At 57.1% G+C, this 25,779-nt stretch carries 21 protein-coding genes, 1 other RNA gene and 1 pseudogene; 8 read left to right on the top strand and 15 right to left on the bottom strand.

What is annotated here, in order from left to right:
• Positions 1-25: 25 nt before the first annotated feature.
• Both zorA1 and H8F23_RS03815 read left to right on the top strand, forming a co-directional pair.
• Positions 26-1,435: pseudogene (gene zorA1, locus H8F23_RS03820) on the top strand (type I Zorya anti-phage system protein ZorA1); the annotation flags it as partial.
• Positions 1,341-2,189, top strand: a complete 849-nt coding sequence (locus tag H8F23_RS03815; RefSeq protein ID WP_324187876.1) for an ADP-ribosylglycohydrolase family protein — start codon at positions 1,341-1,343, stop codon at positions 2,187-2,189. The pseudogene zorA1 and the gene H8F23_RS03815, both read left to right, overlap by 95 nt.
• 423 nt (positions 2,190-2,612) lie before the next feature.
• Here H8F23_RS03815 and H8F23_RS03810 read toward each other — a convergent pair whose 3' ends face one another.
• Genes H8F23_RS03810 through H8F23_RS03800 form a run of 3 tightly spaced genes read right to left on the bottom strand, consistent with a single transcriptional unit; the run spans position 2,613 to position 4,884 of the window.
• Positions 2,613-3,509 (bottom strand): hypothetical protein, encoded by an 897-nt coding sequence (locus H8F23_RS03810; RefSeq protein WP_194933453.1) that lies wholly within the window; start codon positions 3,507-3,509, stop codon positions 2,613-2,615.
• Positions 3,509-4,249: a DUF3944 domain-containing protein gene (locus H8F23_RS03805; protein WP_194933452.1), complete on the bottom strand. Its 741-nt coding sequence runs from the start codon at positions 4,247-4,249 to the stop codon at positions 3,509-3,511. The genes H8F23_RS03810 and H8F23_RS03805 overlap by 1 nt, the downstream gene beginning before the upstream one ends.
• A gap of 44 nt (positions 4,250-4,293) precedes the next feature.
• Positions 4,294-4,884: an OmpA/MotB family protein gene (locus tag H8F23_RS03800; RefSeq protein ID WP_194933451.1), complete on the bottom strand. Its 591-nt coding sequence runs from the start codon at positions 4,882-4,884 to the stop codon at positions 4,294-4,296.
• A gap of 5 nt (positions 4,885-4,889) precedes the next feature.
• Here H8F23_RS03800 and H8F23_RS03795 point away from each other — a divergent pair, with 5 nt between their 5' ends.
• Positions 4,890-5,462 carry a type I restriction-modification enzyme R subunit C-terminal domain-containing protein gene (locus H8F23_RS03795; protein WP_228759089.1) on the top strand — a complete coding sequence of 191 codons (573 nt, stop codon included), beginning with the start codon at positions 4,890-4,892 and terminating at the stop codon, positions 5,460-5,462.
• Between the two features lie 2 nt (positions 5,463-5,464).
• Positions 5,465-7,156 (top strand): DNA recombination protein RmuC, encoded by a 1,692-nt coding sequence (gene rmuC / locus H8F23_RS28775; RefSeq protein ID WP_228759088.1) that lies wholly within the window; start codon positions 5,465-5,467, stop codon positions 7,154-7,156.
• Here the strand turns inward: rmuC and H8F23_RS03785 are convergent.
• From H8F23_RS03785 to H8F23_RS03735, 10 genes are all read right to left on the bottom strand, one after another.
• The gene (locus H8F23_RS03785) at positions 7,148-8,503 is read right to left on the bottom strand and encodes an McrC family protein (protein ID WP_194933450.1); all 1,356 of its coding nucleotides are present in this window, start codon (positions 8,501-8,503) and stop codon (positions 7,148-7,150) included. The genes rmuC and H8F23_RS03785 overlap by 9 nt on opposite strands.
• A 14-nt stretch (positions 8,504-8,517) precedes the next feature.
• Positions 8,518-10,899 (bottom strand): McrB family protein, encoded by a 2,382-nt coding sequence (locus H8F23_RS03780; RefSeq protein WP_194933449.1) that lies wholly within the window; start codon positions 10,897-10,899, stop codon positions 8,518-8,520.
• A gap of 402 nt (positions 10,900-11,301) precedes the next feature.
• Positions 11,302-12,558 carry an integrase domain-containing protein gene (locus tag H8F23_RS03770; RefSeq protein ID WP_194933490.1) on the bottom strand — a complete coding sequence of 419 codons (1,257 nt, stop codon included), beginning with the start codon at positions 12,556-12,558 and terminating at the stop codon, positions 11,302-11,304.
• A gap of 187 nt (positions 12,559-12,745) precedes the next feature.
• Positions 12,746-13,134: a transfer-messenger RNA gene (ssrA, locus tag H8F23_RS03765) on the bottom strand.
• 96 nt (positions 13,135-13,230) lie between these two features.
• Positions 13,231-13,509, bottom strand: a complete 279-nt coding sequence (locus H8F23_RS03760) for a hypothetical protein (protein ID WP_194933448.1) — start codon at positions 13,507-13,509, stop codon at positions 13,231-13,233.
• A gap of 130 nt (positions 13,510-13,639) precedes the next feature.
• A complete protein-coding gene (locus tag H8F23_RS03755) occupies positions 13,640-16,450 on the bottom strand; it encodes an FAD-binding and (Fe-S)-binding domain-containing protein (protein ID WP_194933447.1) in 2,811 nt (936 codons plus the stop codon).
• Positions 16,447-17,118 (bottom strand): LutC/YkgG family protein, encoded by a 672-nt coding sequence (locus H8F23_RS03750; RefSeq protein ID WP_194933446.1) that lies wholly within the window; start codon positions 17,116-17,118, stop codon positions 16,447-16,449. Before H8F23_RS03750 ends, H8F23_RS03755 begins: the two co-directional genes overlap by 4 nt.
• Positions 17,118-18,572 (bottom strand): LutB/LldF family L-lactate oxidation iron-sulfur protein, encoded by a 1,455-nt coding sequence (locus H8F23_RS03745; protein ID WP_093435718.1) that lies wholly within the window; start codon positions 18,570-18,572, stop codon positions 17,118-17,120. The genes H8F23_RS03750 and H8F23_RS03745 overlap by 1 nt, the downstream gene beginning before the upstream one ends.
• A complete protein-coding gene (locus H8F23_RS03740) occupies positions 18,569-19,393 on the bottom strand; it encodes a (Fe-S)-binding protein (protein WP_141127803.1) in 825 nt (274 codons plus the stop codon). Before H8F23_RS03740 ends, H8F23_RS03745 begins: the two co-directional genes overlap by 4 nt.
• Before the next feature lie 150 nt (positions 19,394-19,543).
• Positions 19,544-21,238 carry a lactate permease LctP family transporter gene (locus H8F23_RS03735; protein ID WP_194933445.1) on the bottom strand — a complete coding sequence of 565 codons (1,695 nt, stop codon included), beginning with the start codon at positions 21,236-21,238 and terminating at the stop codon, positions 19,544-19,546.
• 262 nt (positions 21,239-21,500) lie between these two features.
• Between H8F23_RS03735 and H8F23_RS03730 the strand changes: the two genes are divergently transcribed.
• Entirely contained in the window at positions 21,501-22,268 is a 768-nt protein-coding gene (locus H8F23_RS03730; RefSeq protein WP_007915207.1) for an FCD domain-containing protein, read from the top strand.
• Positions 22,269-22,375: 107 nt separating this feature from the next.
• Here H8F23_RS03730 and smpB read toward each other — a convergent pair whose 3' ends face one another.
• Positions 22,376-22,858: an SsrA-binding protein SmpB gene (gene smpB, locus H8F23_RS03725; protein ID WP_007915208.1), complete on the bottom strand. Its 483-nt coding sequence runs from the start codon at positions 22,856-22,858 to the stop codon at positions 22,376-22,378.
• 119 nt (positions 22,859-22,977) lie between these two features.
• Here smpB and H8F23_RS03720 point away from each other — a divergent pair, with 119 nt between their 5' ends.
• The 3 genes from H8F23_RS03720 to H8F23_RS03710 are packed head-to-tail and all read left to right on the top strand — an operon-like array spanning position 22,978 to position 25,130.
• Positions 22,978-24,381 (top strand): sodium-dependent transporter, encoded by a 1,404-nt coding sequence (locus H8F23_RS03720; RefSeq protein ID WP_093435729.1) that lies wholly within the window; start codon positions 22,978-22,980, stop codon positions 24,379-24,381.
• A gap of 7 nt (positions 24,382-24,388) precedes the next feature.
• Positions 24,389-24,823, top strand: a complete 435-nt coding sequence (locus H8F23_RS03715) for a type II toxin-antitoxin system RatA family toxin (RefSeq protein ID WP_194933444.1) — start codon at positions 24,389-24,391, stop codon at positions 24,821-24,823.
• On the top strand, positions 24,816-25,130 hold the full coding sequence (locus H8F23_RS03710) for an RnfH family protein (RefSeq protein WP_194933443.1): 315 nt from the start codon (positions 24,816-24,818) through the stop codon (positions 25,128-25,130). Before H8F23_RS03715 ends, H8F23_RS03710 begins: the two co-directional genes overlap by 8 nt.
• Before the next feature lie 60 nt (positions 25,131-25,190).
• Here H8F23_RS03710 and H8F23_RS03705 read toward each other — a convergent pair whose 3' ends face one another.
• Positions 25,191-25,718: an outer membrane protein assembly factor BamE gene (locus H8F23_RS03705; protein ID WP_093435741.1), complete on the bottom strand. Its 528-nt coding sequence runs from the start codon at positions 25,716-25,718 to the stop codon at positions 25,191-25,193.
• Between the last annotated feature and the right edge of the window lie 61 nt (positions 25,719-25,779).

The following is a 25,779-nucleotide window of genomic DNA, read 5'->3' as shown; positions in this document are numbered from 1 at the left end:
AATTGCTAAATTGAAGGCGGAAAGTATGGATTTTTCGACGCTGTTGCATCTATGGGGTGCAGCAAGCTCCGAGCAGCTGATCGCGCCAATAACGGTAGTTGGCTTCGTTTTCATTTTGTGCGCTTGGTACTTTGTCCGTTATTTTTGTCCATCCTTCAAACTTAGCAGTCAGCTGAAAAAACTGACTAAACGTGTGCACGGTGTGAAAGCGCTCGCCCCGTCTCAACGGCGCTCTGAATTGGAGCAACTGTTCAATGGAAGCAAGCTGGAGCACTCTTGGCACGAATACGCTGAAACGCTGCACGACCAGTTTGAGTTTCAAGAAGGCGAACAGGTTCTTGTCCGGTCGCGCGCCACCGCCGGAGCCGCGCATTTTTTCTCACCTCAAAGCGTGGTTGATACCCCGCTGGGAACCGAGTTTTATAAACACCTGCCTGGTATTTTGACCGGCATCGGTATTGTCGGAACCTTCTTCGGCTTGATGCTAGGCCTACAGCATTTTGATCCAAGCACCCCTGAGCAGGTAAATGCCAGCGTCGATAAGCTGCTCAAGGACGTGTTGTTTGCGTTCATCGGCTCCTTTATTTCAATCATGGCCTCTATAGCCGTCACGATTACTGAAAAGTGGCGTCTGGGCCAATGCTACAGGCTTCTTGAAGCGTTCAACGAAACCATCGACGGGCTTTTCGACAGCGGTGTCGGTGAGGAATATCTAGCGGAGCTTGTGCGCTCGAGTGCTGAAAGCTCCGTGCAAACCCGTCAGCTCAAGGACAGCCTGGTAACCGATCTGCGGGAAATGCTGCAGAACCTCGTTGATACCCAAGTCCGCGAAAGCCTCAAATTAGCGGATACCTTGTCAACGACTTACCGTGACTCTGGGCAGTTGTTGGCCGATCAGGTAAGCAGTGCGATTGAGAACAGTCTCAAATCCCCTCTTGAAGCTATTGCGGGTGCGGTTCAGGCCGCCAGTGGCGACCAGTCAGGGCAAGTACAGAACCTTCTTCAGGATGTTCTAGTTGCCTTCATGAATAAGCTGGAAGGTACGTTCGGCCAACAGTTCAACGGTCTACACGAACTGATGGGTCAGTCCGTTGCCGCAATGCAGTCGATGCAGCAAGGCTTTTCGACGCTGATCCAAGATATGCGTTCGGCTAGCGAGTCCTCGACCCAAAACAGCTCGACTATGATCGCTCAGTTACTCTCCGATATGCAGGCCGGACAGAACGCCATGCAAGCGGGGATGAACGAGATGCTCGCCAATCTCCAGGCTTCGGTTGCCCGTATCGGCAACGAAGGGGAGGGGGCAGGTGCTCGAATGGCCGAGCAGTTGGAGAAGTTGTTTGCTCAAAGCGAGGCTCGCCAACAGGCAATGGCTGAGAATCTCCAGGCTTTTGTTGAGTCGATCAAGCAGAACATCGGCCAAGGTCAACAGGAACCCTGCGGCGATACCAGTCAGCAGGGATGGGTGGCTGATCGAGCAACTGGCGCTCTGGTCTCGCCGCGCCCCTGGCACTGCGTGCCTCGGTGCACTCAAGACCAGTCCGCGGCTGGGCGCTGTGGCCGTGAACAATAGCAAAGGTTGTGGCGCCTTGGTGCGTGTTGCGCCCTGTGCTTTCTTTGCTAATGCCTTTGACTACGCTGCCCAGTCAGGGCGCCTGACACATGGACATCCGACGGGCTATCTGGCGGCCGGGCTGTTCGCCGATATTCTCCAGCGCATTGTCGATCGGCAAGACAGCCTGGAGCACGCAGTCACTCAGAGCTTGGCCCATTACGGGCAAAATCCCGGTATGGAAGAAACTCGTAGCCTCATAGAGCGCGTGTTGTTCTTCTTTTACGAAGGCTACCAGCCCACTCCACAACGTATTGGCGAACTCGGTGGCGGCTGGGTCGCCGAAGAAGCCCTGGCCATCGGTCTATGGTGTGCGTTGTTTGCGGACTCATTGGAAAGCGGCGTCATCACGGCCGTAAACCACAGCGGCGACAGCGATAGCACCGGCCTGATAGCAGGCCACCTGCTCGGCGTGCAATACGGCGCTGCCGCTATCCCGGCGCGCTGGCTCATCCAGTTGGAACTGCGTGAGGTGATCGAGCAAATGGCCGAGGACATTGACCGTGTTCCGCGTGAGTACTGCGGGGTTGGCGGGGAGTTTGATGAGCAGATCGAGCGGGCGTATCCCGGCTATTGAAACGACTTCAGGAGAACAGTGATGCCGATGCCTCCGAGGCCTTTTACCTTTGTATGTGACAACTGTGGTTGGAAGCAAACCGTGGTGCCCCTGAGCGATGCACTGCGGCCTGGGGAGTGGTTTGAGCGCTGCCCGAAGTGTGGGAGCAAGGAATTGAGGATGCGGGCGGCAGGGTGGTTGGAGAAAGCGGTGGCGGAGTTTTTGCGGCGGTGTTTATGGCTGTAAGTAAGGGCAGCAATTACACCTCGCGAGCGGACGTAGCGTTTACGCTGGTCTATGACTTGGTAAACGGCATTGTGAGGCCCTGAGTTTGATCAGCTGAGCACCCTCAGAAGGCAGCTTACATCCCAGTTGAAGATCCGGGCCTGATCGCTTGCATGCAAGCTGTAACAAGCGATCAGGCTTCAGCTCTAGGGCTGGGACTCAGGCCGCTTCCAGAATAGCCATACGACCATTGGGCAGGGACAGCAGCAGCCGGTTTTCTTCCGAGTGGATCAGTTGTTTGGCTTTGTGTTCGATGCGATGGAAGATTTCGGCCTTTTCGCCGATGCTGCCGCGGATCAGATTGCGGTGTTGTTCGTTTAGGAAGTTTTTGTAGAGATTCATGGCTCCCTGGTAGCGCTCGGCACCGTCCTCCAGGATTTGCTGGGCCAATTGTGGTTTGCCGACGCGGGCGGCCAGCAGGTATTCGGTGTGCATTCCCAGGGGCATGATTTCCAGCATCATGTGGGCGAAGTTGACCACCAGTTCGTAGTGTTTGTTGGTCAGTTCGTTGCTGTTATGCGCCAGGTTGAGGATATTGTCGATGAAGGACAGCGCGTGGTTGCGCTTGGCCGCTGAGGTGGCCAGCAGTGGGTAGGCCACTTCCCTGATCTCATGGGCCAGGCTGCGGTCCTTCAGCAGGGTGCGGGCAACTTCTATCCCTCCGATGTAATCGGTGACTTTGTCCATGTAATAGACAATGTTCTGGGCGTGCAGGTCTTTGGCGATTTCGTCGACGGTGTTCTGGATCTTGTCGAGTTTTGCGGCCAGATATTTGGTCTGGATGATCAACGCGCCGAGGATCACGCAGGTGGAAGCGGCTGCGGCCATGACGGTTGTCATTTGTGCGGCTTTGATCGCTTCTTCGGCGGACTTGATCATGGTTTCCTTGAATGGCAGGTGTTGAATAATCCCACTCTCGCCACTACCTGCTTTCCAGTAGGCCACGCCGTCATGGATCACAGCTTTACCCTGAGCCAAGGCGTCGAGCAGTTTTTTGGAGAAGGCGGCTTCATCGAGAACCCAGATTTTCTGCAGTAGGTCGGCGGCGGCTTGCATCAGAAACGGTCCTCTTTTTCGTATTTGCGGCGCATGTAGGCGATCTGGATGACCGCTGGAATGGTAACCCGGTAGGCGGTGCCGCTCAGCAACGGTATGGTCACAGCGATCGCCGCGACCGGCCCGGCGAAGGCGGCCACGGCGCGTCCGCCAATCAGCGCAGCGGCGCCACCGGCACCCATGACCAAGGCATTGCCGAAGTACTGGCGGGCGGAATTGGCGAGCCAGGCAGACCATTCAAAGGACCCTATGCCACCTGAACTGATAGCTTTGATGATTGCGGCCAGGGGCATGGATTCAATGGCACCAGGAATATTCATCGATTCCATGGCCTTGCGTTTTTCGGCGTCAGACATGCTGTCCCAAGACTGCTCGACCAGGCGCTCGATCAGTTTGTTTTCGATGTCATAGGCAGACGCTTTGCTGTTGTACTTGGCTTTCGCCTTGTCGCAAACGTCGCAAAGCATTTCCTTGTACAGCACGCCCTGGCGGCGAAACAAGTTGACGATCGAGTCGCCACCGAAATGCTGCAGTTCACCGGCCACCAGTTTCCAGCACTGGCGCCACTGGTCCGGTTGGCCCTCCAGTTTTTTGAATTGCTCATCGTTAGCGATCTCACTGGCAACCCGTTTTTCGCCATCGTTATCGAGCATCAGGTACTTGGCCAGCTGGCGGATGTCTGCCTCCGTGCAGTACTGGAGAAACGCCAGGTCGTCATCTTGTCTGTAGGTGATACCCATTTCTGGAATCCTTTATTTGTGGTGAAAAGTATGGCGAACCCGGTCTAGCGATCTTCCTGTATCACCCAACGCACTTCGATGCGCCGTTGCTGGGCATCCTCTGGTGCGATACCAGGGATAGGCTGGGAGTCGCCGTAACCGGCCACCACGACGCGCTTGGCGCTGGCCGTATCAAGGTCGCCGATGATCAGCTTGCGGGCCTCGCGTGCGCGAGCGGCGGAAAGTGTGAAGTTGTCGTCGTATACCGTGCAGAACGCTTCGAAGTTGGTGACTGGGCGCGATACCGGCAGGTTGTCGGTGTGCCCCTCGACATACACTTTGCCGTTGCTGAACGTGGCCAGGAAATCGGCGATGCGCGCTTCGATGCTGGCGAATGCCTGCTTGGCCTGGTCAGTCACGCAGGCGCTGCCGCGGCCGAAAATACCGTCGCGCAGGGTCATCTTCTGGGCGTTGACATCCAGTACCACCAGCCCGTCGTTCTCACTGGTCTCGAGCGAGGCTTTGAGCTGGCTGAGGATTACGCCGACCTTTTCGCGCTGTGAGGTGCTGCTCTTTTCCATCTCCTGTTTGTGCTTGAGGTCGGAGTAGGTCTTCTGCAGCACCGACATCACCAACAGCAGCATGACCACGGCCATACGCCATGCCAGCCACCAGAGCCGGGGATACGGGCCTGCAGGTCAAGGAACGGGAGGTTACGTTCGCAGGTGCCAATGAGATGATGATTTATCGACGCCGTTTCAAGGATATTCTCGCCGTGATGCTGGCGGCCAATCCGACACTGCAGAAAATCCACAAGGGCGAGCCGATTGCCGAGCCCGAGCTGAAAACGCTGACTTCCACCATCCTGACGAGTCATCCCGGCGTAAGCCTGGATCTGTTAAATGAGTTCTATGGGCGTACAGCTGATCAGTTGCACCTGACAGTCCGTGAAATCATCGGTCTGGATCCTCAGGCGATCGAGCAGCACTTCCAGAGCTTTCTGCATGCTCACCCCGGACTCACTGCCCAGCAGGTGCGCTTCATGAACCTGTTGAAAAACTACATCGCCCAACATGGCTCCATCGTGGTGGACAAGCTCTATGAGCCGCCGTTCGATAGCATCTCCCATGAGGGTATCGACGGCGTTTTTGCTCCTAGTGATGCGAGCGAATTGATCTTGGTGCTTAAACCCTTTCTGCGGGCCGATGCCCCGCCTGCCAATCCACAGGAGTGACCATGCCAGCCAGTCAATGGACCGCCGACTTCATCGCAATCTGTGTGTTCGCAATGATTGCTAGCGCCACTATCGCCTATCTGTTCGCGGGCTTGCGGCAAGGGCGCAAGGTGAGCGAACTCTCGGCCCGTCTTGAGCAGAGTCAGCAGGCGCTCGAGAAAGTTACTTCTGAGCAGCTTGAGGCTCATGCACAGCTCAAGAGTGCAGAGATGCTCAATCACCAGCAGCAGGTAACGGAAAGTCGGGTGCAGGAGCAGCTAAGCTCTGCGAAGTCGACCGCAGACCGGTTATCTGCGGAGTTGATCGGCCGCACTGCAGATTTGGACGCTTTGGCTCAGAAACTGGAACAGGCCATTCAGCAGGGTCATTCGGTTGAAAAGCAAAATGAAAACGCGCAGGTTGATATTCGGGCCTTGAAAGCACAAATATCAGAGCTGCGTGATCGCCTCGGGCAGGCTGAATCTGCGGTGCAGGAAGAGCGCAAGGTTGTCAGTGATCTGAAGGAAGAACTGGCGCAGGAAGGTAAAAAAGCGAAGACCTTCGAAGCGGGCGAGAAAGAGGCGCGCGAGCAACTGCAGGAGCGAAAACTAGCACTGGGTGCTGCAGCCGAAAAACACGATGCCCTACAGGAGCGTTTGACACAGCTCCATAGCCAGTACACCAAGCTCAATACAGAGCTGGACGAGCGCGATGCCAGCCATGTTCGTGAGGTGGCTAGCTTCGAACAGCAAAAAGCCAGTCTCGCGGAACAGTTCAAGCTGCTGTCCAATGATATTCTGGAGGCCAAAGCCAAGTCACTGCAAGAAAGCAGCAAGCTCACCTTGAGCTCTGTAATGAGCCCCTTCCAGCAATCTATTGATAGCTTCAAGAAGGAGGTGCAAGAGATCCACCACCGCGAAACCACTCAGCAGGGCGAGTTACGCAAAGAACTGGAATCTCTCAAGGCGCTCAATCAGCAAATCACCACCGAAGCACATGAGCTTTCCACGGCCTTGCGTGGCCAGAAAAAGCTGCAGGGTAATTGGGGCGAACTGATACTCGAGAACGTGCTGGACCGTTCCGGCCTGGTCCTGGGCAAGGACTATCAGCGAGAAGTGAGCATCAAGACCGAAGAGGGAAGCCAGCGGCCAGACGCCATCGTCTATTTGCCGCAGGGCAAGCATCTGATCATTGATGCCAAGGTCTCCCTTAACGCCTATACACGCTACGTCAACGCCTTGGACGAGACCGAACGTGCTTTGGCTTTAAAGGAACATGTACGCGCCGTAAGCAGCCGTATCAAAGAGCTGGCTGACCGTAACTACTATAAGCTGCCCGGCCTGAAATCGCCGGATATGGTGTTCATGTTTATCCCCATTGAGTCCGCCTTTGTGGAAGCATTGAAGGCCGACGAAGCCCTGTTCCAGCAAGCCATCGAAAACCATGTACTGGTCGCAACGCCGACCACCTTGCTGACCAGCCTGAACATAGTGCGGCAACTGTGGCGTTACGAAGACCAGAACAAACACACTGCGGCATTGGCCAACAAAGCCGAGGCTGTATTCAATAAGCTCAACACCTTTCTGGGTAGCTTCGAGAGAATCAAGAAAGGTTTGGATACCGCGACCGCCCTCAAAGCCATGCGTTTCACGGCCATGTTGGCGGTCTGGCTATTGTTGCTCTGGCGATCTACGAGTGGACAGTTGTCAGTCTAATACCGGCAGCTCAAGTTCGGAGGTAATTTCCCTTTGCGTGCCCTTGAAAACTGCAGTAAACGAAGCACTGCCCGGAACCAAAAGCTGGCGTGACTTCAGGCAAAAGGGTAGTACCCACAGCCGCAGACCGTCTACCTTGGGGAACTCGAATACTGAGAGCGGCAGGTCGAATGCGGCCGTCTTAGGGTAAATCAGCACCACATCCCCCTTTCCATTCAGATAGCTCTGTCCGTAGGCCTGTAATTGGTAGAAATCGCCTTGCGCGAGGCCGTATTTGTTCGTGCCATTCGCCTTCAGTCCATCCAAAAGTTTCCATTTTGTGTCGAGAACCAGCAAATCCTTGTTGGTATCCCGAATCAACAGGTCTGGTTTTAGGCAAAACCAGTTCTGCTCTCGATGGCGAACCAGGTGATGACTGCGTGCTTGAGTTTTCAAGACAAGCGGTCTCGCCAGTTGTTTAGCGAGATGCTTGGAGACGAACGCTTCGAACACTGCCTCCATTGGAAACAGAAGTGATGGAGCATTGTGACCGCCGCGGCCAGTCAAGGGCGACTGCTCTTCTAGAATCAATCTCGCCCAAGCCAGCGCATCGCTGTAGTAGCCCATGCCCCGGTCAAGCCGCACCCGCTGGAAATCGATCCGTGGCTGCATTGACATCGGGACCTCTGCAAACACGAACTCCAACTCACAGGCCAACTGCTGATGAGTCTGAGACGCCGACAGCATTAGTACTCGTCGCAATGCGGTGTGCAGCAAGCGGTTTTCCGGGCGATCGATCGAAAACTCGTCGTGCTCTGTGAAGAAACGGTCTGCCCGATATAGGTTTTGCCGCAGATGCGATGCCATCATCAGCTTGCCGCGAAGTGCAAACAGGTTGTCCTGCCGACAGGAATAGTTGCTGCGCAACCCTCGTTTGACGATGTGCTCAACCGCGCGCAGAAACTCGGCAATAAAAACTTCCAGCAAGGGCATTCGTGTCGCCGAGAGCTTGGCGCTGTCGGTTTGAACGTGACGGAAGCCTTGAAGACAGCAGAGCATCTCAATTAGAAGCTGACGCGCCTCCATCGCGCCTCCGCCTATCGCTTTGCCGACCTTGGGTAGCACCTCGATCTGGTAACCGTCCGGTGCGCGGATCACTCCGACAAAACTGGTGACCTGAACGACACGATACCCACGCCGCTGAGTCAGACGTAGCCATTGCGCACCACTTTCGTTGGCTGCCCGCAGGCACTGGTGTTCGAGCCATCCGTAGACCTTGTCCGGAACCGTGTGCAAACCCTCGGAATGCACATCATTCGACGTCGCAGCTGTTAGCACGTCAAATTCGTAGATCGAGATGCCGCTCACGCGCCCCTCACCATTCAAGTCGACAACGTCAGGTAGATGCCGATGTAGGCATCTGGATTTGAGAATGCAGCCTCCTGCACAGCGTAGTGGCGCTTAGTGGAGTAGCTGTACATGCCATGGTCGCTGCCGAACAGACGAGCCAAATCGTCCTCCTGATCTTGCCCCTCTACAACAAAACTTGCGGCGGGGGATTTTTGGTTATCCGCCAATACAAGACGGATCTTTTGCCAGTCTTCAAAAAAGTACTCTTCGAGCAGGGGCAAAATGCGAGTACTGAACACCTGTTGCAATGCTACAAATCGTTCATCCCCATCAGGAACCGTCGCTAATGGTGTGAAGTATGCGTGGCCGATACAATGATCGCGGTCGTAGAGCATCTCAATGCGCTGGTTTATGGCATCAAGCATGCGAGGCACGTCTACCAGTTGCTCGCCCATACTGACCCGCAGGCCTGCGAGCGGTGCACCCGGCTCATCGCGAGCGTCCGGCATCACCGGCACAAATTCGAATCTACGGCGCAGCGCGGTATCCAGCAACGCGAGCGATCGGTCTGCCGTGTTCATTGTGCCGATAATGTCGATGTTGGCTGGCACCGAAAAACTTTCGCCGGAATACGGCAACGTCACCGAAATGGCGTTTACAGCTCCTTCGCGCTTATCAGCTTCAATCAGGGTGATCAACTCGCCGAAGATCTTGCTGATGTTGCCTCGGTTGATCTCATCGATCACCATCGCGAATTGCTGATCCGGTGCCAATCGTGCCTTCCGGCACAGATCCTTGAAAGCCCCCGCGCGGATCTCGTAATGGATTTCACCGGTCTCTGTATCGCCGTTGAGAACCGGTCGGAGCCCCTCTACGAATTCCTCGTAACCATAGGATTGGTGAAAGGTAACGAAACTGTAGCGTTTGATGTATTCGGCTGAGGGTGGGCCGGCATCGTACTCATCCACGAGCTTTTTCAGGTCGGCGGCTGCGTCCTCCCAGTCCCCTGCAAGTATCCAGGACGAATCCGGTAGCTTGTCAAATACAGCCGGTGCCATCCGTTTGCTCATCTTGACAGTTTCAGATGATTCAATCGTGTGGTACTGAAGGGCACCCCAAACGGTGTTTCGTACATTCTTGTTCGCACTCTTGGCGACGGCAATAGCTTTCATGAAAGGGTGGTTGAGCAGTGTGTCGACGCTCGCTTTCCCGCCCAGATGGTAGAGAGCCGCTGCAGCTGCCTCCCACCAGGTGAGGCCCACTGCCTTTTCGCCCACAAATTGATTTTGCCACTCTTCCTTGGATACGGAGGTCATGGCCTGCTCATACTCTCGCTTAAGCAGCTTCGACAACTCGTAGGTCTTCCCCGTGCCGGGAGGGCCGTAGTAGATACGGTTTATGGGAAACCTCGCTGCATCAGAGTCGGCTACTTCGTCTTCGTCGGCATCATCACCTTGCTCCACTGGATCATCCCGCAGTTGATCCGGCCACAGTCCCGGCCGCTCCGTTTCAAGCGCCAGCCAGTCGTCGAGTGATTCACGCTCGGCAGTAAGGGCTGTTTCGATCTTCGAGACTAATTCCTCAGTCAGCGGTTCGCGGTTGAGCTTGGTTAACACACCCATCTCCCGCGTCCATGAGAGCTTCCGCGTCCGTGTGCCCCGAATCACGCCAAGCACACCAACCGCGCGCTCGCTTCCGGGATTCTTGCGGCCAAACCGCACTTGGACGCCCTTATTCATGTGCCACCAGTCCAGGCCTGCCGTATGGACAGCCCGCGCCAATCGACAGAACAGCGCTTTATCAGGTGGTGACCACGAGGCACGGAAAGTCTGGAATGCGGGTTTACTGTCGAAGTGCTTGAGCAGGTCCTCGTCGCTCAGTGTCTTACCGAGGTTCAATTTGGTAACCACTTCGTCGTAGCGCAGCTTGAAGCTACGGATCGCTTCGATACTCCACGAAACGAGCTGGTCCAGTGATTTCTCCAGACCATCGCCTGTAGGCATTTTGGTGATAAAGGGGGATGAGTTGTTATAGGGGCCGCGCAACGCTAGATAGGCTTTTCGCAGCGCACCGGACTCATCTAGTCCCACGGTATCAATCTTGACCACGAAGCCGTCATCGGCATCGATGCCTACGGTGTAGGCCAACTCCTTCGGCGCCTCGGACGAGGGGTAGATTTTTGCCCAGTTGTAGCCAGCGAAATTATTACCTTGGTTGGTAGGGCGCTTGCGAATCTCCACGCGGCCCATTGGAAACAACTCAGTCTTTAGCTTTTTCGCCCACGTTTCTGTTACCTCGTAGGCCTTCTTCAGATCATCGTAGGCCTGATTTTGTTCAGGGTTTGATTCGTCACGCTTTTGCCCTATCCACTTGTTCAGCAACTCGAAGTGTTCGGTAGTGAAATAGTCCGCCATGGTTCTCAGATCCCTTCGACATCAATTCCGTGTTAAGCCAGCCAAGTCTTTCGCTGCGCGAAATCATGTGTGGCGCGCTCTACGCGTAAACAGAACGCGGGAGTATGGAACGGCTCGCGCAGTTGAGCTACCTCCTGAACTACCTCGAATTGAGCGATACGTGTCGGTACTAGGATCGCTTTCCAGGGGAAGTACAGTCAGTCGTCCTTAGTACATGGCCCCAACGATAATCCAGGTCCTACACCTTCACGCCCCACTGGCCGCATCTCCTTCCGCATTTGGCAGTCGGCCACTTGGCTCGATATCTAGGTATTCGCACGTGAGCTGTACCAGCGGATAAAGCGCGCGCGGTGGGTAGGAGCGCCAGCTGTACCCGGAAGGCAGTTTGTCGGCAGTGAGTGCTCAGTGTATCGGCACGACATTGCCGTTCCTGGTGTCATTGATGGCAGCTGCGGACAGACTGCCTGTTGCTGCTTTTTGGATATGCTCACTCCACCAAGCCATCATTGGACGCCGGCGTTCGATGTAATCCGCCCGGTTGTAGGCACTACGGACTTCATCCTTGTCGACATGCGCCAGCGCGACTTCGATCAGCTCCGGATCCCACCCATGCTCGTTCAGGATGGTGCTGGCCATGGAGCGCATGCCGTGGCTGACCAAGCGGTCCTGGAAGCCCATGCGTTTCAACGCCATGTTGGCGGTCTGGCTGTTGGCGTGGGTGCGCGGGTTTCTATCTGCCGGGAACACGTATTCCCTGTGGCCGCTGTGGGGCTTGAGCGCCTCCAGTAACGCGAGTGCCTGTTCGGTCAGCGGGATGGTGTGCGGGCGACGCTTTTTCATGCGCTCCGGCGGGATGGTCCAGATGCGTTTGTCAAAGTCGATGTCTACCCATCGGGCGGTAGCCGCTTCGGCAGGACGGGTCATAGTGTGCAGTTGCCATTCGATCAGGCAGCGGGTGATCCGCTTGATGCTGGCGTTCGCGATTTCGATCATGAGCTCGGAAAGCTCATCGGGTCGTAGCGCGGCCATGTTCTGTTTTTTGGGCTTCTTGAATACCGCCCGAATGCCGCTGAGGGGGTTAGCGAAAATCAACCCGGAGTTCACCCCGTAGGTCATGATCTCGTTGAGCCGTTGGCTCAATCGCTTCACTGTCTCGAGGCTGCCTTTGGCCTCGATTGGGCGAAGCAGTTCGATGACCATCGGTGCGGTAATTTTCGAGAGCGGCGTTGTTTTCAGGTCTGGAAATACATGCAGCGTGAGCGATCGCCAAATGTCTTCGGCGTATGCCGGCGTGACGGAGTCCTTCTTCAGCTCGAACCAGGCGGTGGCCACGTTCTCGAACGTATGTTCCGTCTCCGCTCGTTTGGCTTCGTCCTGTGCATTGCGTTGCACCTTGGGATCAATGCCTTGTGCAAGCAGTTCGCGTGCTTCCACCACTTTTTTCCTGGCGTTCGCTAGTGAGAGCTCTGGGTACGTGCCCAGCCCCATATTGATACGACTTTTGGTTACCGGCTCGCGGTAGTTGAAGTTCCACAGCATCGAGCCGTTGCTCCTGACTCGGAGCAGGAGGCCGTCACCATCGCTGAGGACGTAATCCTTGTCTTTTGCCTTGACTGCCTTGAGCTGGCGGTCGGAAAGGCGAAGGGCTGGAGCAGGCATGAGAGCTACCTCTGACACCGTTTTGGTATTCCAAAAAATAGCACCGGATGGCTTGGAATACCATTTGGAATACCCAAACGGCTGGAACTCAAAAACCCTCTGCGGAGCCAAGTAGCGCTTAAACCCTTGATTTTTCTGGATTTCAGGCACAAAAAAAGACGTCCGTGGACGTCTTTAGATGATGAAGTGGTGGAGCCGGGGGGATTTGAACCCCCGTCCGCCAGTACTCCGCTGTCGGTACTACATGCGTAGCCTTTTCTATTAAGTTAACCCTCAGCGACCCGAAGGGCAGGGTGCTTTGGGCGAGTTGTGTAAGTTTTAGCCGCTTCGTCCACAACGTACTGCACGGCGATTCTGTTCTATATGACAATCATTTTGGGTTTACAGACATCCCCTGATGATTGCTGGACCCGAAGGTACCAGGAGCATTGTCAGCTGCAATTAAGCAGCGAGAGCAACACCGTATTGGTCGTCATTGGCAACTATAAGTAGTTGCAACAGTGGATTTACGACTTCTGTTACCAAGTCGGCATGCACCTAAAGTTTCGCAACCGGCGTCGAATCCTAAACGGCCCCGAACTCATTGCTCAGTACATCTGTTTGAGCAACAAGCCTGCGCAGTGTACGCCAATCAGCCCGCAAGGCCAACCCGAAGGTTGGCCGGGGCGCTGATCAGTTGTTGGTGCCGGTGGATTTGCGCAGTTCCACGATGGTTTGCGAGGTTTCCGCAATGCAATCGTCGATTTTGCCTTGAGCCTTGAGCGCCTCGGCCTTGCTCACACTGGCGTTAGCGCGCTGGCTCAGTTCCGGATTCGCTGACAGCTGCCCCTTGGCATTGTTGATGGTCTGAATATTGGCATCACACAGGTCGGCAGGTTTGCCGTCAGCAAACGAAGCGGACGCCATCATCGATGCAGTAACGAACAGACCTAACAGTACAGAACGTTTCATGTGTATCTCCTTGAACCGAGTGGGTCCAGACTTCGCTGGCCGTCAGGACGGGCAACCGTATGGAAGAAAAACCCCGATCAGCCGGGGTTATTCTGTGGACTACAGTCGAACTCAAGGGTTCTATTTTTCTTCAACAGGCCTTCGCCCGGGTCACGCGATCCACCAGATAGACCAGCCCGTGGTAGTCAATTCCGCCATGTTGCGTCAGACCGATCTCACAAGTCCGACTGGTGGAAATCCCCTCGCTGCAATGCTGTACGGCATCCTTGAGCGTGCGCAGCGAGTGGCTGTTCAGCTCCGGCGTGGTGAAGCCTTTGTCGCCGGCAAACCCGCAGCAGTGAATGCCTTCCGGGATCACCACGTTATTGCTGCACTTACGCGCCAGATCGATCAACGCCTGGCTTTCGCCCAGATGCTGCGTGCTGCAGGTCACGTGTACGGCAATCGGTGCGTCTTGCGGGGAGAACTCGAGTCGATCGAGAAGGTGCGTACGGATGAAGCGCACCGGGTCGTACAGATCCAGACGGTTTTCTCCTACGTCCTGCACCAGGCGCAACGTGCACGGACTGGTGTCGCAGTAGATCGGATCGAGTCCGCCGCGACTCGCATGCAGCAGTGCGCTGATCAGCTCCTGGCGCTTGTGCTCGGCCTGTTCGGCGTAGCCTTTGGAGGCGAAGGGCTGGCCGCAGCAGAGGTTGTCCTGATTGTCCGGGAACACCACTTGGTAACCGGCCTTTTCCAGCAGGCCACGGGTTTTGTCGTACAGCGACATCTGCTCTTTATCACCTGCCGCCGGGCCCATGACTCGTGACACGCAGGCAGCCAGATAGACCACACGCGGGCGCTCGTCCGACACGCTGGGGCTGAAGCGAATGGCCTTCTCCGGTTGCGGCATCGCATTCGTCCACAACGGCACCTGGCCTTTGGACAGGCGCGTAATGGTTGCCGAAAGTTTCGCCAGACGCGGCGCGCCAAGCATCATTCGTGCGCCGTTGGCCACATGCAGGGTGAAGCGCGCGCCTTGCAGGGTCTTGGCGAAATTTCCTTCGATCCAGTCAGCGGTTTTCTGATGCGTTGCGTGTCGGCCACGGAGTTTTTTCACCAGCTCACCGGTATTGATACCTACAGGGCAACGTTGCGCGCACAGACCGGTCGCGGCGCAGGTGTCGATGCCTTGGTACTCGTAGGCTTCTTCCAGTTCTCGGGTATCGACTCCGGCACGTTTTTTCGCCTGAATATCGCGCCAGATCACGATGCGCTGGCGCGGGCTGAGGGTCAGGCCTTTTGACGGGCAGACCGGTTCGCAGAACCCGCACTCGATGCACTTATCCACAATCTCATCCGCCGCCGGCAGCGGCTTCAGATTTTTGAGGTGGATCTGTGGATCTTCGCTGAGCACCACGTCGGGATTGAGAATCCCGTTCGGGTCGAGCAGACGTTTGAGCTGCCACATCAGTTGATAGGCGTCGCTGCCCCATTCCAGTTCCACGAACGGTGCCATGTTGCGTCCGGTGCCGTGTTCGGCTTTCAGCGAACCACCGAATTCCACCGCGACCAGTTGCGCGACGTCGTCCATGAACGCTTGATAGCGTGCGACTTCTTCCGGGTTGTTGAAGCCTTGGGTGAAGACAAAGTGCAGATTGCCTTCCAGTGCGTGTCCGAAAAGGATCGCTTCGTCGTAGGCATGTTTGTCGAACAGCTCGATCAGGCGATTGACGCCGATGGCCAGTTGTTCGACCGGGAAGGTCACGTCTTCGATGATCACCGTGGTGCCGGTTTTGCGTACGGCGCCGACGGCGGGGAAGGTGTCCTTGCGGATCGCCCAGAGCTTGGCGTTCTCGGCAGGGTCTTCGGTAAAGTCGACTTGCTTCTCCACTGGGAAGTCGCTGAGCGACGCCATGATCTGCGCCAGTTGTTCCTGTAGCAAAGTGGAAGATGCGGCGCGGGATTCGATCAGCAGCGCGCAGGCATTGTTCGACAGCTGCTGTACGAAAGCGGGCATGCCCGGTTTGTCTTGCACCGAGCGCAGGCTGCGTCGATCCAGGAGTTCTACGGCGGACACCGGTTGGCTTTTCAACACGGCGACCGCGTTGCAGCAGGTTTCCACATCCGGAAACACAATCAGCGCCGAGGCCTTGTTCGGGTGATCGATCACGGTGTCGTAGGTCACCGCGCTGATGAAGCCGAGGGTGCCTTCGGAGCCGACCAGCAAGTGGCTCAAGATATCCACAGGCTCATCGAAATCCACCAAGGCGTTGAGCGACAGGCCGGTGGTATTTTTCAGACGGTATTTGTGGCGGATTCGTGCAGCCAGTTCGGCATTGGCGCGGGTCTCGCGGCCCAATGTCGCCAAGCGTTCGAGGAGATCACCGTGGCTGACTTGGAATGCCGCAACACTCGCCGGGTCTTCGGTATCCAGACGCGTGCCATCGGCGAGTACCAAACGAATCCCCGCGAGCGTGTGATAAGTGTTTTGCGCGGTGCCGCAGCACATACCGCTGGCATTGTTGGCGACGATGCCGCCGATCTTGCAGGCGTTGATCGACGCCGGATCCGGGCCGATCTTGCGCCCGAACGGCGCCAGCCACGCGTTGGCCTGCGCGCCGATCACCCCCGGTTGCAGGCGAATCTGCGTGCCTTGGCCACGGATTTCGCGAGCGTTCCAGTTATCCCCAAGCACGATCAAAACGGAATCACTGATCGCCTGACCGGACAGGCTGGTGCCGGCCGCGCGGAACGTCACCGGAACGTGGTCACGCTGAGCCAGTTTCAACAGCGCCACCACTTCATCTTCGGACTCGACGCGGATTACCAGCTTCGGAATCAGTCGATAAAAACTGGCATCCGTACCAAAGGCCAGAGTCGATAACGGGTCATCAAAACGGCGCTCGTCTGGAATCAGTTGTTGCGCATCACGCAGGAAATTCGCAGGAAGCGTCATTGGTCCTCCAGGATCAGCACCACGAGGTCTTTCGGGCCGTGGGCGCCGTAAGCCAGCACTTGCTCGATGTCAGCGGTTTTCGACGGGCCGGACACCAGCAATGCGTTGGTCGGCATGCCTTGGGCCCACGCGAATTCCTCTTGCACCTGATAGAAGTTGTCACGGATTTCGCTGGCCTTGAGCAGGGCGAAATGTACCGGCGGCACCAGGCTCATCAACCGTGGTTCTTCGCGGGTTGGCCAGAGGATCAGGCTGCCGGTGGCGGCGATCGCACCGAGGGTGCCGGTGAGGCTGGCCGGAGTGTCGTTGAACAGTTCGGCTTTCCACTCTTCCATCGGTCGGTCGTAGGATTTCAGTGTCGGCAGATCAGGATTGTTCGCCCAATGCTGTGTGATTTTCTGCCCGTGCGCTGTCGTCGGTGCGATCAACAGACTCGGCAACTGGCGGTCGCGCAACAATTGCGCAAGCAGCGCCGGCCATTCTTCGCCCGAGGTCAGGTGGATTTCGGTGTGCACCGCTTCCATCAATTTGCGCAGTTGCGGGATGCGTTGTTCGGCGCTGTAGGTGTAAGGCTGCGTCACCAGATCGACATCGAAGTTGTCGGCAATCGGTGTGGCGCCAGTCAGACTTTTCCGTAGCTTGGCGAGGATATTTTGCTTGGCGCTCATCAGCGGTCTCCCTGTTTGGCCAGATGCTCGCGGGCCATGTCGTGCAGTGAGCGGGCAGCGGGTTTCGGCGCGCTGTGATTTTGTGTCCATGGGCCGACATTGCTCGGGGTCAGGGCACGCAGGCGCGTGGCGAAGAAACCGAACAATCGATACAGCGTCGGAGAACTGTTGAGCTTGGCCCAGGCGTTCCAGATGAAACGTTCCTTGCGCGAATACTTGCTGCCCTGACCGCGCATCACTTGATTCGGGCTGTCCGGGGCTTTGACGTTCTCTTCGCGCAGGCGTCGCAGGATCGCCGGGATCGGAATTTTTACCGGGCAGACTTCACCGCAGGCACCGCACAGCGACGAAGCGCTCGGGTGATCGGGGACTTTGGCCAGGCCGACCATGTGCGGGGTGATGATTTTGCCGATCGGTCCCGGGTACACCTCGCCATAGGTGTGGCCGCCGACGCGGGTGTAGACTGGGCAATGGTTCATGCAGGCGCCGCAGCGGATGCAGTTCAAGGTCTGACGCAGTTCACTGTCGGCGAAAGCCTGGCTGCGACCGTTGTCGAGCAGCACCAGGTGCACTTCCTGCGGGCCGTCGAGTTCGTGCTCCTTGCGCGGGCCGGAGATCATGTTGACGTAAGTGGTGATCGGAATGCCCAGCGCCGAGCGGGTCAGCAATGACAGCAGCGGCACCACGTCACGCAGGTTTTCCACGACTTTTTCGATGCCGGTGACAGCGATGTGCACCGGCGGCACGGTGGTGGTCATGCGGCCGTTGCCTTCGTTTTCCACCAGCAGCAGGGTGCCGGTTTCGGCGACGGCGAAGTTGACACCGGAGACGCCGATGTCCGCTTCGAAGAATTTCTGCCGCAGGACTCTGCGACCGATCTGAATGAGTTGGTCAACGTCCTTGGTGTATTCCACGCCAAGTTTGTCGTGGAACAAGGACGCGACCTGACCGGCATTCTTGTGGATCGCCGGCATAATGATGTGTGAAGGCTTCTCGTGGTCGAGCTGGACGATGTATTCCCCCATATCGGACTCCAGACATTCAATGTCCCGAGCCTCGAGGAAATGGTTCATCTCCATCTCTTCGCTGACCATCGATTTGCCCTTGATCACTTGCCGCGCCTCGTGAGCGCGGATGATCGATAAGACGATGCCATTGGCCTCGTCCACCGTTTCCGCCCAGTGCACTGTCACACCGTTGCGGGTCAGGTTCTGTTCCAGTTGCTCGAGCAGGTCGGGCAGCTTGGACAGCGCGCGGGCCTTGATCGAATTGCCCAGTGCGCGCAAATGTTCTCTTTCGTGGGCATCGCTGAAAGCGGCTGCCCGCTTGACCATCAGTGAGTCCATGGCAGTGCGGAAATTGTTCCGTAGCTGCTGATCGCCCAAGGCATTGTGTGCCCGGGTGCGGAAATCTTCTTCTACGGCGACCGTAGGAATAATCGCGGAAGTGCTCATTGCGCACCCCCGGTTCGTTGCCACAGAAAGCTCGCGAGATGTTGCCCGCGCAGCGCTTCTTTTTGTTTCTCCAATGCGCCGTTGATGTTCATCAAACAGCCACAGTCGGCGCTCAATACCTTGTGCGCGCCGGAATCCTTCAACGCTTTGGTTTTGTCAGCCACCATCGCGCCGGAAATGTCTGGCATACGGACGCTGAATGTTCCGCCGAAGCCACAGCATTCGCTTTCGTGGTCGTGGTTGACCCGTTCCACGTTGCTCAACTGCGCCAACAACTCGCGGCCGTGCAGGTGGGTGTTCATTTCGCGGCGTGCCGAACACGAAGTGTGCAGCGCGACTTTGACCGGTGCGCCGCTGTCCTTGAGCTGCACCTTGCAGACGAACAGCAGAAACTCGGCCAGTTCATAGGTGCGGGCCGCAAGTGCCTGAACCTGTTTCAACGTCTCCGGCTCGTCCTTGAACAAGTCGGCGTAATGCTCACGCAGCATGCCGGCGCACGAACCCGACGGCACCACCACCGGATAATCCCCGGCAAACAGCGCCAGTTGCGAGCGCGCTACCGTCCGCGCCTGCTCGGTGTAACCCGAGGTGTAGGCTGGTTGGCCGCAGCAGCTCTGCCCTTGCGGGTACTCGACTCGGATCCCTTCGCGCTCCAGCAAGTGGATCGCGTCCATCCCGGCTTCGGGGTAGAACAGGTCGACCACACACGTGCCGAACAGGTAGACCCGCGACGGTTTCTCGCTGGGGTATTGCCGAGGTTCGGGCAGTGGCGGTGCCACGCGGGTCGCGTTTGGCACAGCGTTGTAAAAAAGCTCGCTCATCAGGCGTGTCTCCGGGTGGGCCCGGTTATCCGTCTGTGGCGGCTGCTGAATATAAAGAGCGTTGCTTTCAGCAGCCTTACAGACCGGGTTGTGAATTGCGGACGCCGAAATCACGGATCGGCGTCGGTTATTTCCATTTCGGGTGTAGGTTTAGTGCACCAACATGCCAGTGAACCAGTAGGCCTGAGCCAGGGTGATCAAACCGACAATCGTTGCAAAGAATAGGCTGTGCTTGAGGGTGAAGCGGAACAGATCCGACTCCTTGCCCACCAGGCCGGTCGCGGCGCAGGCCACGGCGATCGATTGCGGCGAGATCATCTTGCCGGTCACGCCGCCGCTGGTGTTCGCTGCCACCAGCAGGGTGTCATTGACGCCGATTTGGTGAGCGGTGGTCGCTTGCAGCGAGCTGAACAGGGCGTTGGATGAAGTATCCGAACCGGTGAGGAACACGCCCAGCCAGCCGAGGAATGGCGAGAAGAACGGGAACGCCGCGCCGGTCGCTGCCAATACCAGCGCCATGGTCGAAGACATGCCGGAGTAGTTGGTGACGAAGGCGAACGCCAGCACCATGCCGATCGACAGAATGGGCCAGCGCAGTTCGTAGAAGGTCTCTTTCAAAGTGGTCAGACCAGTTTTGAAGTTGATCTTCAAGACCAGCATCGAGATCAGTGCGGAGAAGAAAATCGCCGTGCCGGTCGCGGAAATCGGGTCGAGTTTGAACACCGCGGGAATGGCGGTAGGGGTGGCCACGATGGGCGCACTTTTGATCACTAATTGATCAAGGTGCGGAATCGCGAAGTTGAATACCCAGCTGTACATCGAACCGCCAGCGGCGAACATCGCTTTGAAAGGCTTCAGTGTCCAGATGGTCACCAGTACGGTGAGGATCAGGAACGGCGACCAGGCTTTGAAAATTTCTCCGAGGCTGTAAGGCGACGCCACGGTGGTGCGCTTCTGGCCGAAACCGCCGACGCTGGCGGTGATCGCTGCGCTCGACGTGGCGCCGGCGATTTGCGCGCCTGCGGTGCGTTTTGGCTGCCAGATTTTCAGGAACAGGGTCAGCGATATCAGGCTGGCCAGCGCCGAGGTGATGTCCGGCAATTCTGGCCCAATGAAGTTCGAGGTGAAGTATTGGGTGATGGCGAAGCTCAGGCCTGCAACCAGCGCAGCCGGCCAGGTTTCACGTACGCCGCGCAGGCCGTCCATCATGAAAACCAGCCAGAACGGCACGAACAGCGACAGCAACGGCAGTTGGCGACCGGTCATGGCGCCGATCTTGAACGCGTCGATACCGGTGACTTGGCCGGCAACGATGATCGGAATCCCCAGGGCGCCGAACGCCACTGGTGCGGTGTTGGCAATCAGGCACAGGCCGGCGGCGTACAGCGGGTTGAAGCCGAGTCCGACCAGCAGCGCGGCAGTAATCGCCACGGGCGCGCCGAAACCGGCGGCGCCTTCCAGAAATGCGCCGAAGCAGAAGCCGATCAGCAGCACCTGCAGACGCTGGTCGTCAGTGATCGATAGCACCGAACTGCGAATGACCTCGAACTGACCACTTTTGACCGTCAGTTTGTAAAGGAACACCGCCGCGACAATGATCCAGGCAATCGGCCACAGGCCGTAGGCGAAGCCATACCCGGCAGCGGCGAAGGCCATGTCGACCGGCATGTGGAACGCGAAGATCGCCACGGCAATCGACAGTGCGAGGGTGATGCTCCCGGCCACGTGGCCTTTGAGGCGGAACACCGCCAATGCGAGGAAAAAGAACACGATGGGAATGACGGCCGCGAGTGCGGATACGCCGAGACTGCCGAGCGGGCTGTAGAGCTGTTGCCAGGTTTGCATATGGGGTGGCCCCTAATTGTTGTTGGTCAGGCACTGTCAGCGTTCTTGGATAATTGGTAAGACCAATTTACAATCGCTGTTGGCTAGGGTAAAAGCCTTGGTGTCGGTGTGTCAATTTGTCGCCCTGAAACTTTTGTCGAACAAGCGGTGCAGATCGCATCTGATCTGGTTTGCGCAAGTGGTGTCTGGTAGGTGTCGGCAAGGCGCCGATAGGCCAGAATAGAGAGCCCGGCGAGCGGTCGGGATCGTGGAGAAATGAGTTATGGGGTTTGATCAGATACGTCAGCGCCGTTTGTCTGACGATATTGTCGAGCGACTTGAGGGGATGATCCTTGAGGGCACGCTGAAGTCCGGTGAGCGGTTGCCGGCGGAGCGCACGCTGGCAGAACAATTTGGCGTATCACGGCCGTCGCTGCGTGAAGCGATTCAGAAACTGGCGGCCAAAGGTCTGCTGGTCAGTCGTCAGGGCGGCGGCAACTATGTCGTGGAAAGCCTCGGCTCGACGTTCAGTGATCCGCTGCTGCAGTTGCTCGAAAGCAATCCTGAGGCACAGCGCGATCTGCTGGAGTTTCGGCATACTTTGGAGGCATCGTGCGCCTATTACGCCGCATTGCGCGCCACCGATGTCGATCGTGAGCGGCTGACCGCCGCGTTTGAAGAGTTGCAGGACTGCTATTCGCGTCACGATGAAGTCAGTCGGGCGGAGGAGGGCGCGGCAGATGCGAAATTCCACCTGGCGATTGCCGAAGCCAGCCATAACGCCGTGCTGTTGCACACCATTCGCGGGCTGTTCGATCTGCTTAAGCGCAACGTCGTCACCAACATCGGCGGCATGTACAAGCAGCGTACGGAAACTCGCGACATGCTGATTACCCAGCATCGGGAATTGTATCTGGCGATTATTGAAGGTCGCGCGGAGCAGGCGCGAGAAGTCTCCAGCCGACATATCTTGTATGTGCAGGAAGTGCTGGAAGAGGTGCGGCAAGAGGTTCAGCGCATGGCCCGGGCGGAGCGACGCAAGGGGATGTGATTCTTTAAAGCAAAAGATCGCAGCCTGCGGCAGCTCCTACAGGGAAAGGCGAATCCCAGTGTAGGAGCTGCCGAAGGCTGCGATCTTTGCTTTCAAGGGGGGGAAGACTAGTCTTCCTTGCCCTTATTGCGCACCGCACGTTGCAGTTCACGACCGGCATCACGCTCGCGCTCGGTATCACGCTTGTCGTATTCCTTCTTGCCCTTGCCCAGAGCAATTTCGCACTTGACCATGTGCTTGCTCCAGTACCAGGACAGGCAGACGCAGGCGTAACCCTTTTGCTGCACAGCGGCGGCAAGCTTTTCCAGCTCGCGGCGGTTGAGCAGCAATTTGCGTGTGCGCACCGGGTCAGCGATGACGTGGGTACTTGCGGTCATCAGAGGCGTGATGTGGCTGCCGAGCAACCATGCTTCGCCATCCTTGAGCAGAACATAGCTGTCGACCAGCTGTAGCTTGCTTGCCCGCAGACTTTTTACTTCCCAGCCGGCCAGGACCAGACCAGCCTCGAACTTATGCTCGATGAAGTAATCGTGTCGCGCCTTTTTGTTCTGCGCGATGGTCCCTGTTGGGTGTTTCTTCTGTTTAGCCATAGGGGCGGCATTATATGGAGATAAACCGCCGTCGGCTACGGTGTTGCTGCGTGCTTGAGCAGGTTGAGTGAATCCCGGACAATGCGGCCTCTTTTTCTAACGCTTGGGCGTGATAAACGATGTCGACAGACAAGGTTTCTGTCCACGGCAGTTGGGCTAGCCGCTGGGTATTCATACTCGCCGCGACCGGTTCGGCCGTGGGACTGGGTAGTATCTGGAAGTTCCCCTACATGGTCGGGGTCTACGGCGGCGGCGCCTTTGTGCTGATGTTTCTGGCGTGCATCGCGCTGATCGGCATCCCGGTCATGCTCGCTGAAACCCTGATCGGCCGGCGCGCCCGGCAAAGTCCGGCGAACGCCTTGAAGGTGCTGGCACTGGAAGCCGGGCACTCGGGCAAATGGTCGTGGGGCGCATTTGCCGGGATGATCACGGCATTGTTGATCCTGTCTTTCTATAGTGTGGTCGGCGGTTGGTCGCTGGACTACATTGTCGATATGGGCCGCGGCGACTTCCAGGGCGCCACAGCCGATCAAGTCGGCGCCTATTTCGGCAATGTCATCTCCAATCCATGGCGTCTGACACTTTGGCATACGATTTTCATGCTGCTGTCGGCCTTCGTCATCGCCAAGGGCGTGGTCGCCGGGCTTGAGCGCAGCCTGCGCATCATGATGCCGCTGCTGTTCGTGATGATTCTGGTGTTGCTGGGTTACAGCATGACCACCGGGCATTTCATGGAGGGCGTGCATTTCATGTTCGACTTCCACCCGGAAAAAGTCCTCGACGGCTTGTTGCCGGCCATGGGGCACGCGTTCTTCTCGCTGAGCGTCGGTGTCGGTTCGATCATGATCTACGGTGCTTATATGCCGAAGAGCTCATCGTTGTCGGGCACCGTTGTCGGCGTGGCACTGCTCGATACCTTTGTTTCGCTGATCGCCGGTCTGGCCTTGTTCCCGATTGTATTTGCCGGAGGCCTGAACCCTAGCGAAGGGCCGGGGCTGATGTTCGTCAGCCTGCCATTTGCATTTGGCAACGTCGCGTTCGGGCAACTGATGGGCGTGGTGTTCTTTGTGCTGGTGGCGATTGCTGCCTGGAGTTCGGCGATCTCCCTGTTGGAACCGATGGTTGCCTATCTGGTTGAGCGCACCAAAGTCAGCCGCGCGTGGGTGACTTTCTGGCTTGCCTTCACTTGCTGGTTCGTCGGTCTGGGCACGGTGTTCTCCTTCAATATCTGGAAGGAAGCCAAATTTTTCGTGAACGAAGGCGGGATGTTCCATCTCTACCAATGGGGTGCGCAGAGCGGTCTGGACTTCTTTGGTGTGATCGATTTCTTCACCTCACGGATCATGCTGCCGCTCGGTGGCCTGTGTTTCGTGCTGTTTGCCGGATGGGTGATGGGGCGTGAAGCGGTACGCGACGAGTTGTCGATCCGCAATCCGCTACTGTTCGCCCTGTCTTTGTTCTTGATGCGCTACGTGGCGCCCATCGGCATTCTTGTAGTGTTTGCCGCTCAGCTCTGGAAGTAACGCTCACATGACGACACATATTCAACGATCGGCGTTGCTGCCGTACCCGGCGCAATTTCTCTATGACCTGGTCAACGACGTGGCGCGCTACCCGGAATTTCTGCCGTGGTGCTCCTCGGCGGAAGTGCTGGAAAGCTCGCCGGAGCATATGCGCGCCAGTGTTGGCGTAGCCAAGGGCGGGCTCAGTCAGCATTTCGTGACGCGTAATACGCTGGTGCCGGGGCAGTCGATTGAAATGAACCTGGAAGAAGGCCCGTTCAATCAGTTGCACGGTGTGTGGGTGTTCAAGGTGTTGAACGAGAAGGCCTGCAAGATCAGTCTGGATCTGTCGTTCGATTACGCCGGGCCGCTGGTGCGCGCGACGCTGGGGCCGCTGTTCAATCAGGCGGCCAATACGCTGGTGGACGCGTTCTGTCAGCGCGCCAAGCAGATGTATGGTTGAGCCGGTGATCGAGATAGAGGTGGTATACGCGGCGGTGGATCGTCAGGTATTGCGCTCATTCAGCGTCAATGAAGGTGCGACGGTGCGGGCTGCGGTGCTTGCGTCGGGTATCGCTAGCGAGTTTCCCGAGTTGAATCTGGCGGAGTGCCCGCTGGGCATCTTTGGCAAAGTGGTTGCTGACCGGGACTCGCGGGTTATTCAGGCAGGGGAGCGCATCGAGATTTACCGCCCATTGCTTGCCGATCCGAAAGAGGTTCGACGCTTGCGAGCGGCCAAGGCTGCCGAGGCCAAAGCGCGAAACGCGTAAAAAGCCAAATCGCAGGCAATAAAAAACCCGGAATTTCCGGGTTTTTTATTGCGTCGCAAATTATTGCGGCGAGGTGTCCAGCGGCTCTGGTGTTGGAACCGGAACGGTTTCTACACCATCGACGTCCTTCTGGATCTGATCCAGCAAGGAACCTGGCTTGACCGGTTTTTCCGGTTTTGGCTTCTCGGCGTTCTCAGCAGGAGCGGTCACGGTCGTGCCATTGTCCTTGCCGAGAATGGCTTCATCACGGCTTACGCCCGGCATAAAGTCACCGGACAGGCTGACAAGCTGGTCGTTTGAGTTGAAAATAACGCTGATGCGTTCCTGTTGGCGTTCACCGCCACCCGGTTGCAGGCTGTACAGATAATCCCAGCGATCGGCATGGAACGTGTCGACAAGCAGAGGGTTACCCATGATAAACCGTACTTGCGGCCGGGTCATTCCCGGGCGTAACTGGTCTATCATGTCCTGCGTGACGACATTGCCCTGCTGGATGTCGATTTTGTAAACCCCGGGGAATGAACAACCGGCGAGTGCGAGCAGTCCCACAAAGGTGAAACTGGTTAGCAAGAGCTTGGTGTTTTGCATCGGTGGGCGACTTCCACTATCTTGGCTGGGACAACGTAAACGCCGATCATACCCGCATTAA

Source organism: Pseudomonas neuropathica (genome assembly GCF_015461835.1).
Classification (GTDB): domain Bacteria; phylum Pseudomonadota; class Gammaproteobacteria; order Pseudomonadales; family Pseudomonadaceae; genus Aquipseudomonas; species Aquipseudomonas neuropathica.
Note: the sequence above shows the minus strand (reverse complement) of the source record. Positions and strands in the feature narration are given on the sequence as shown.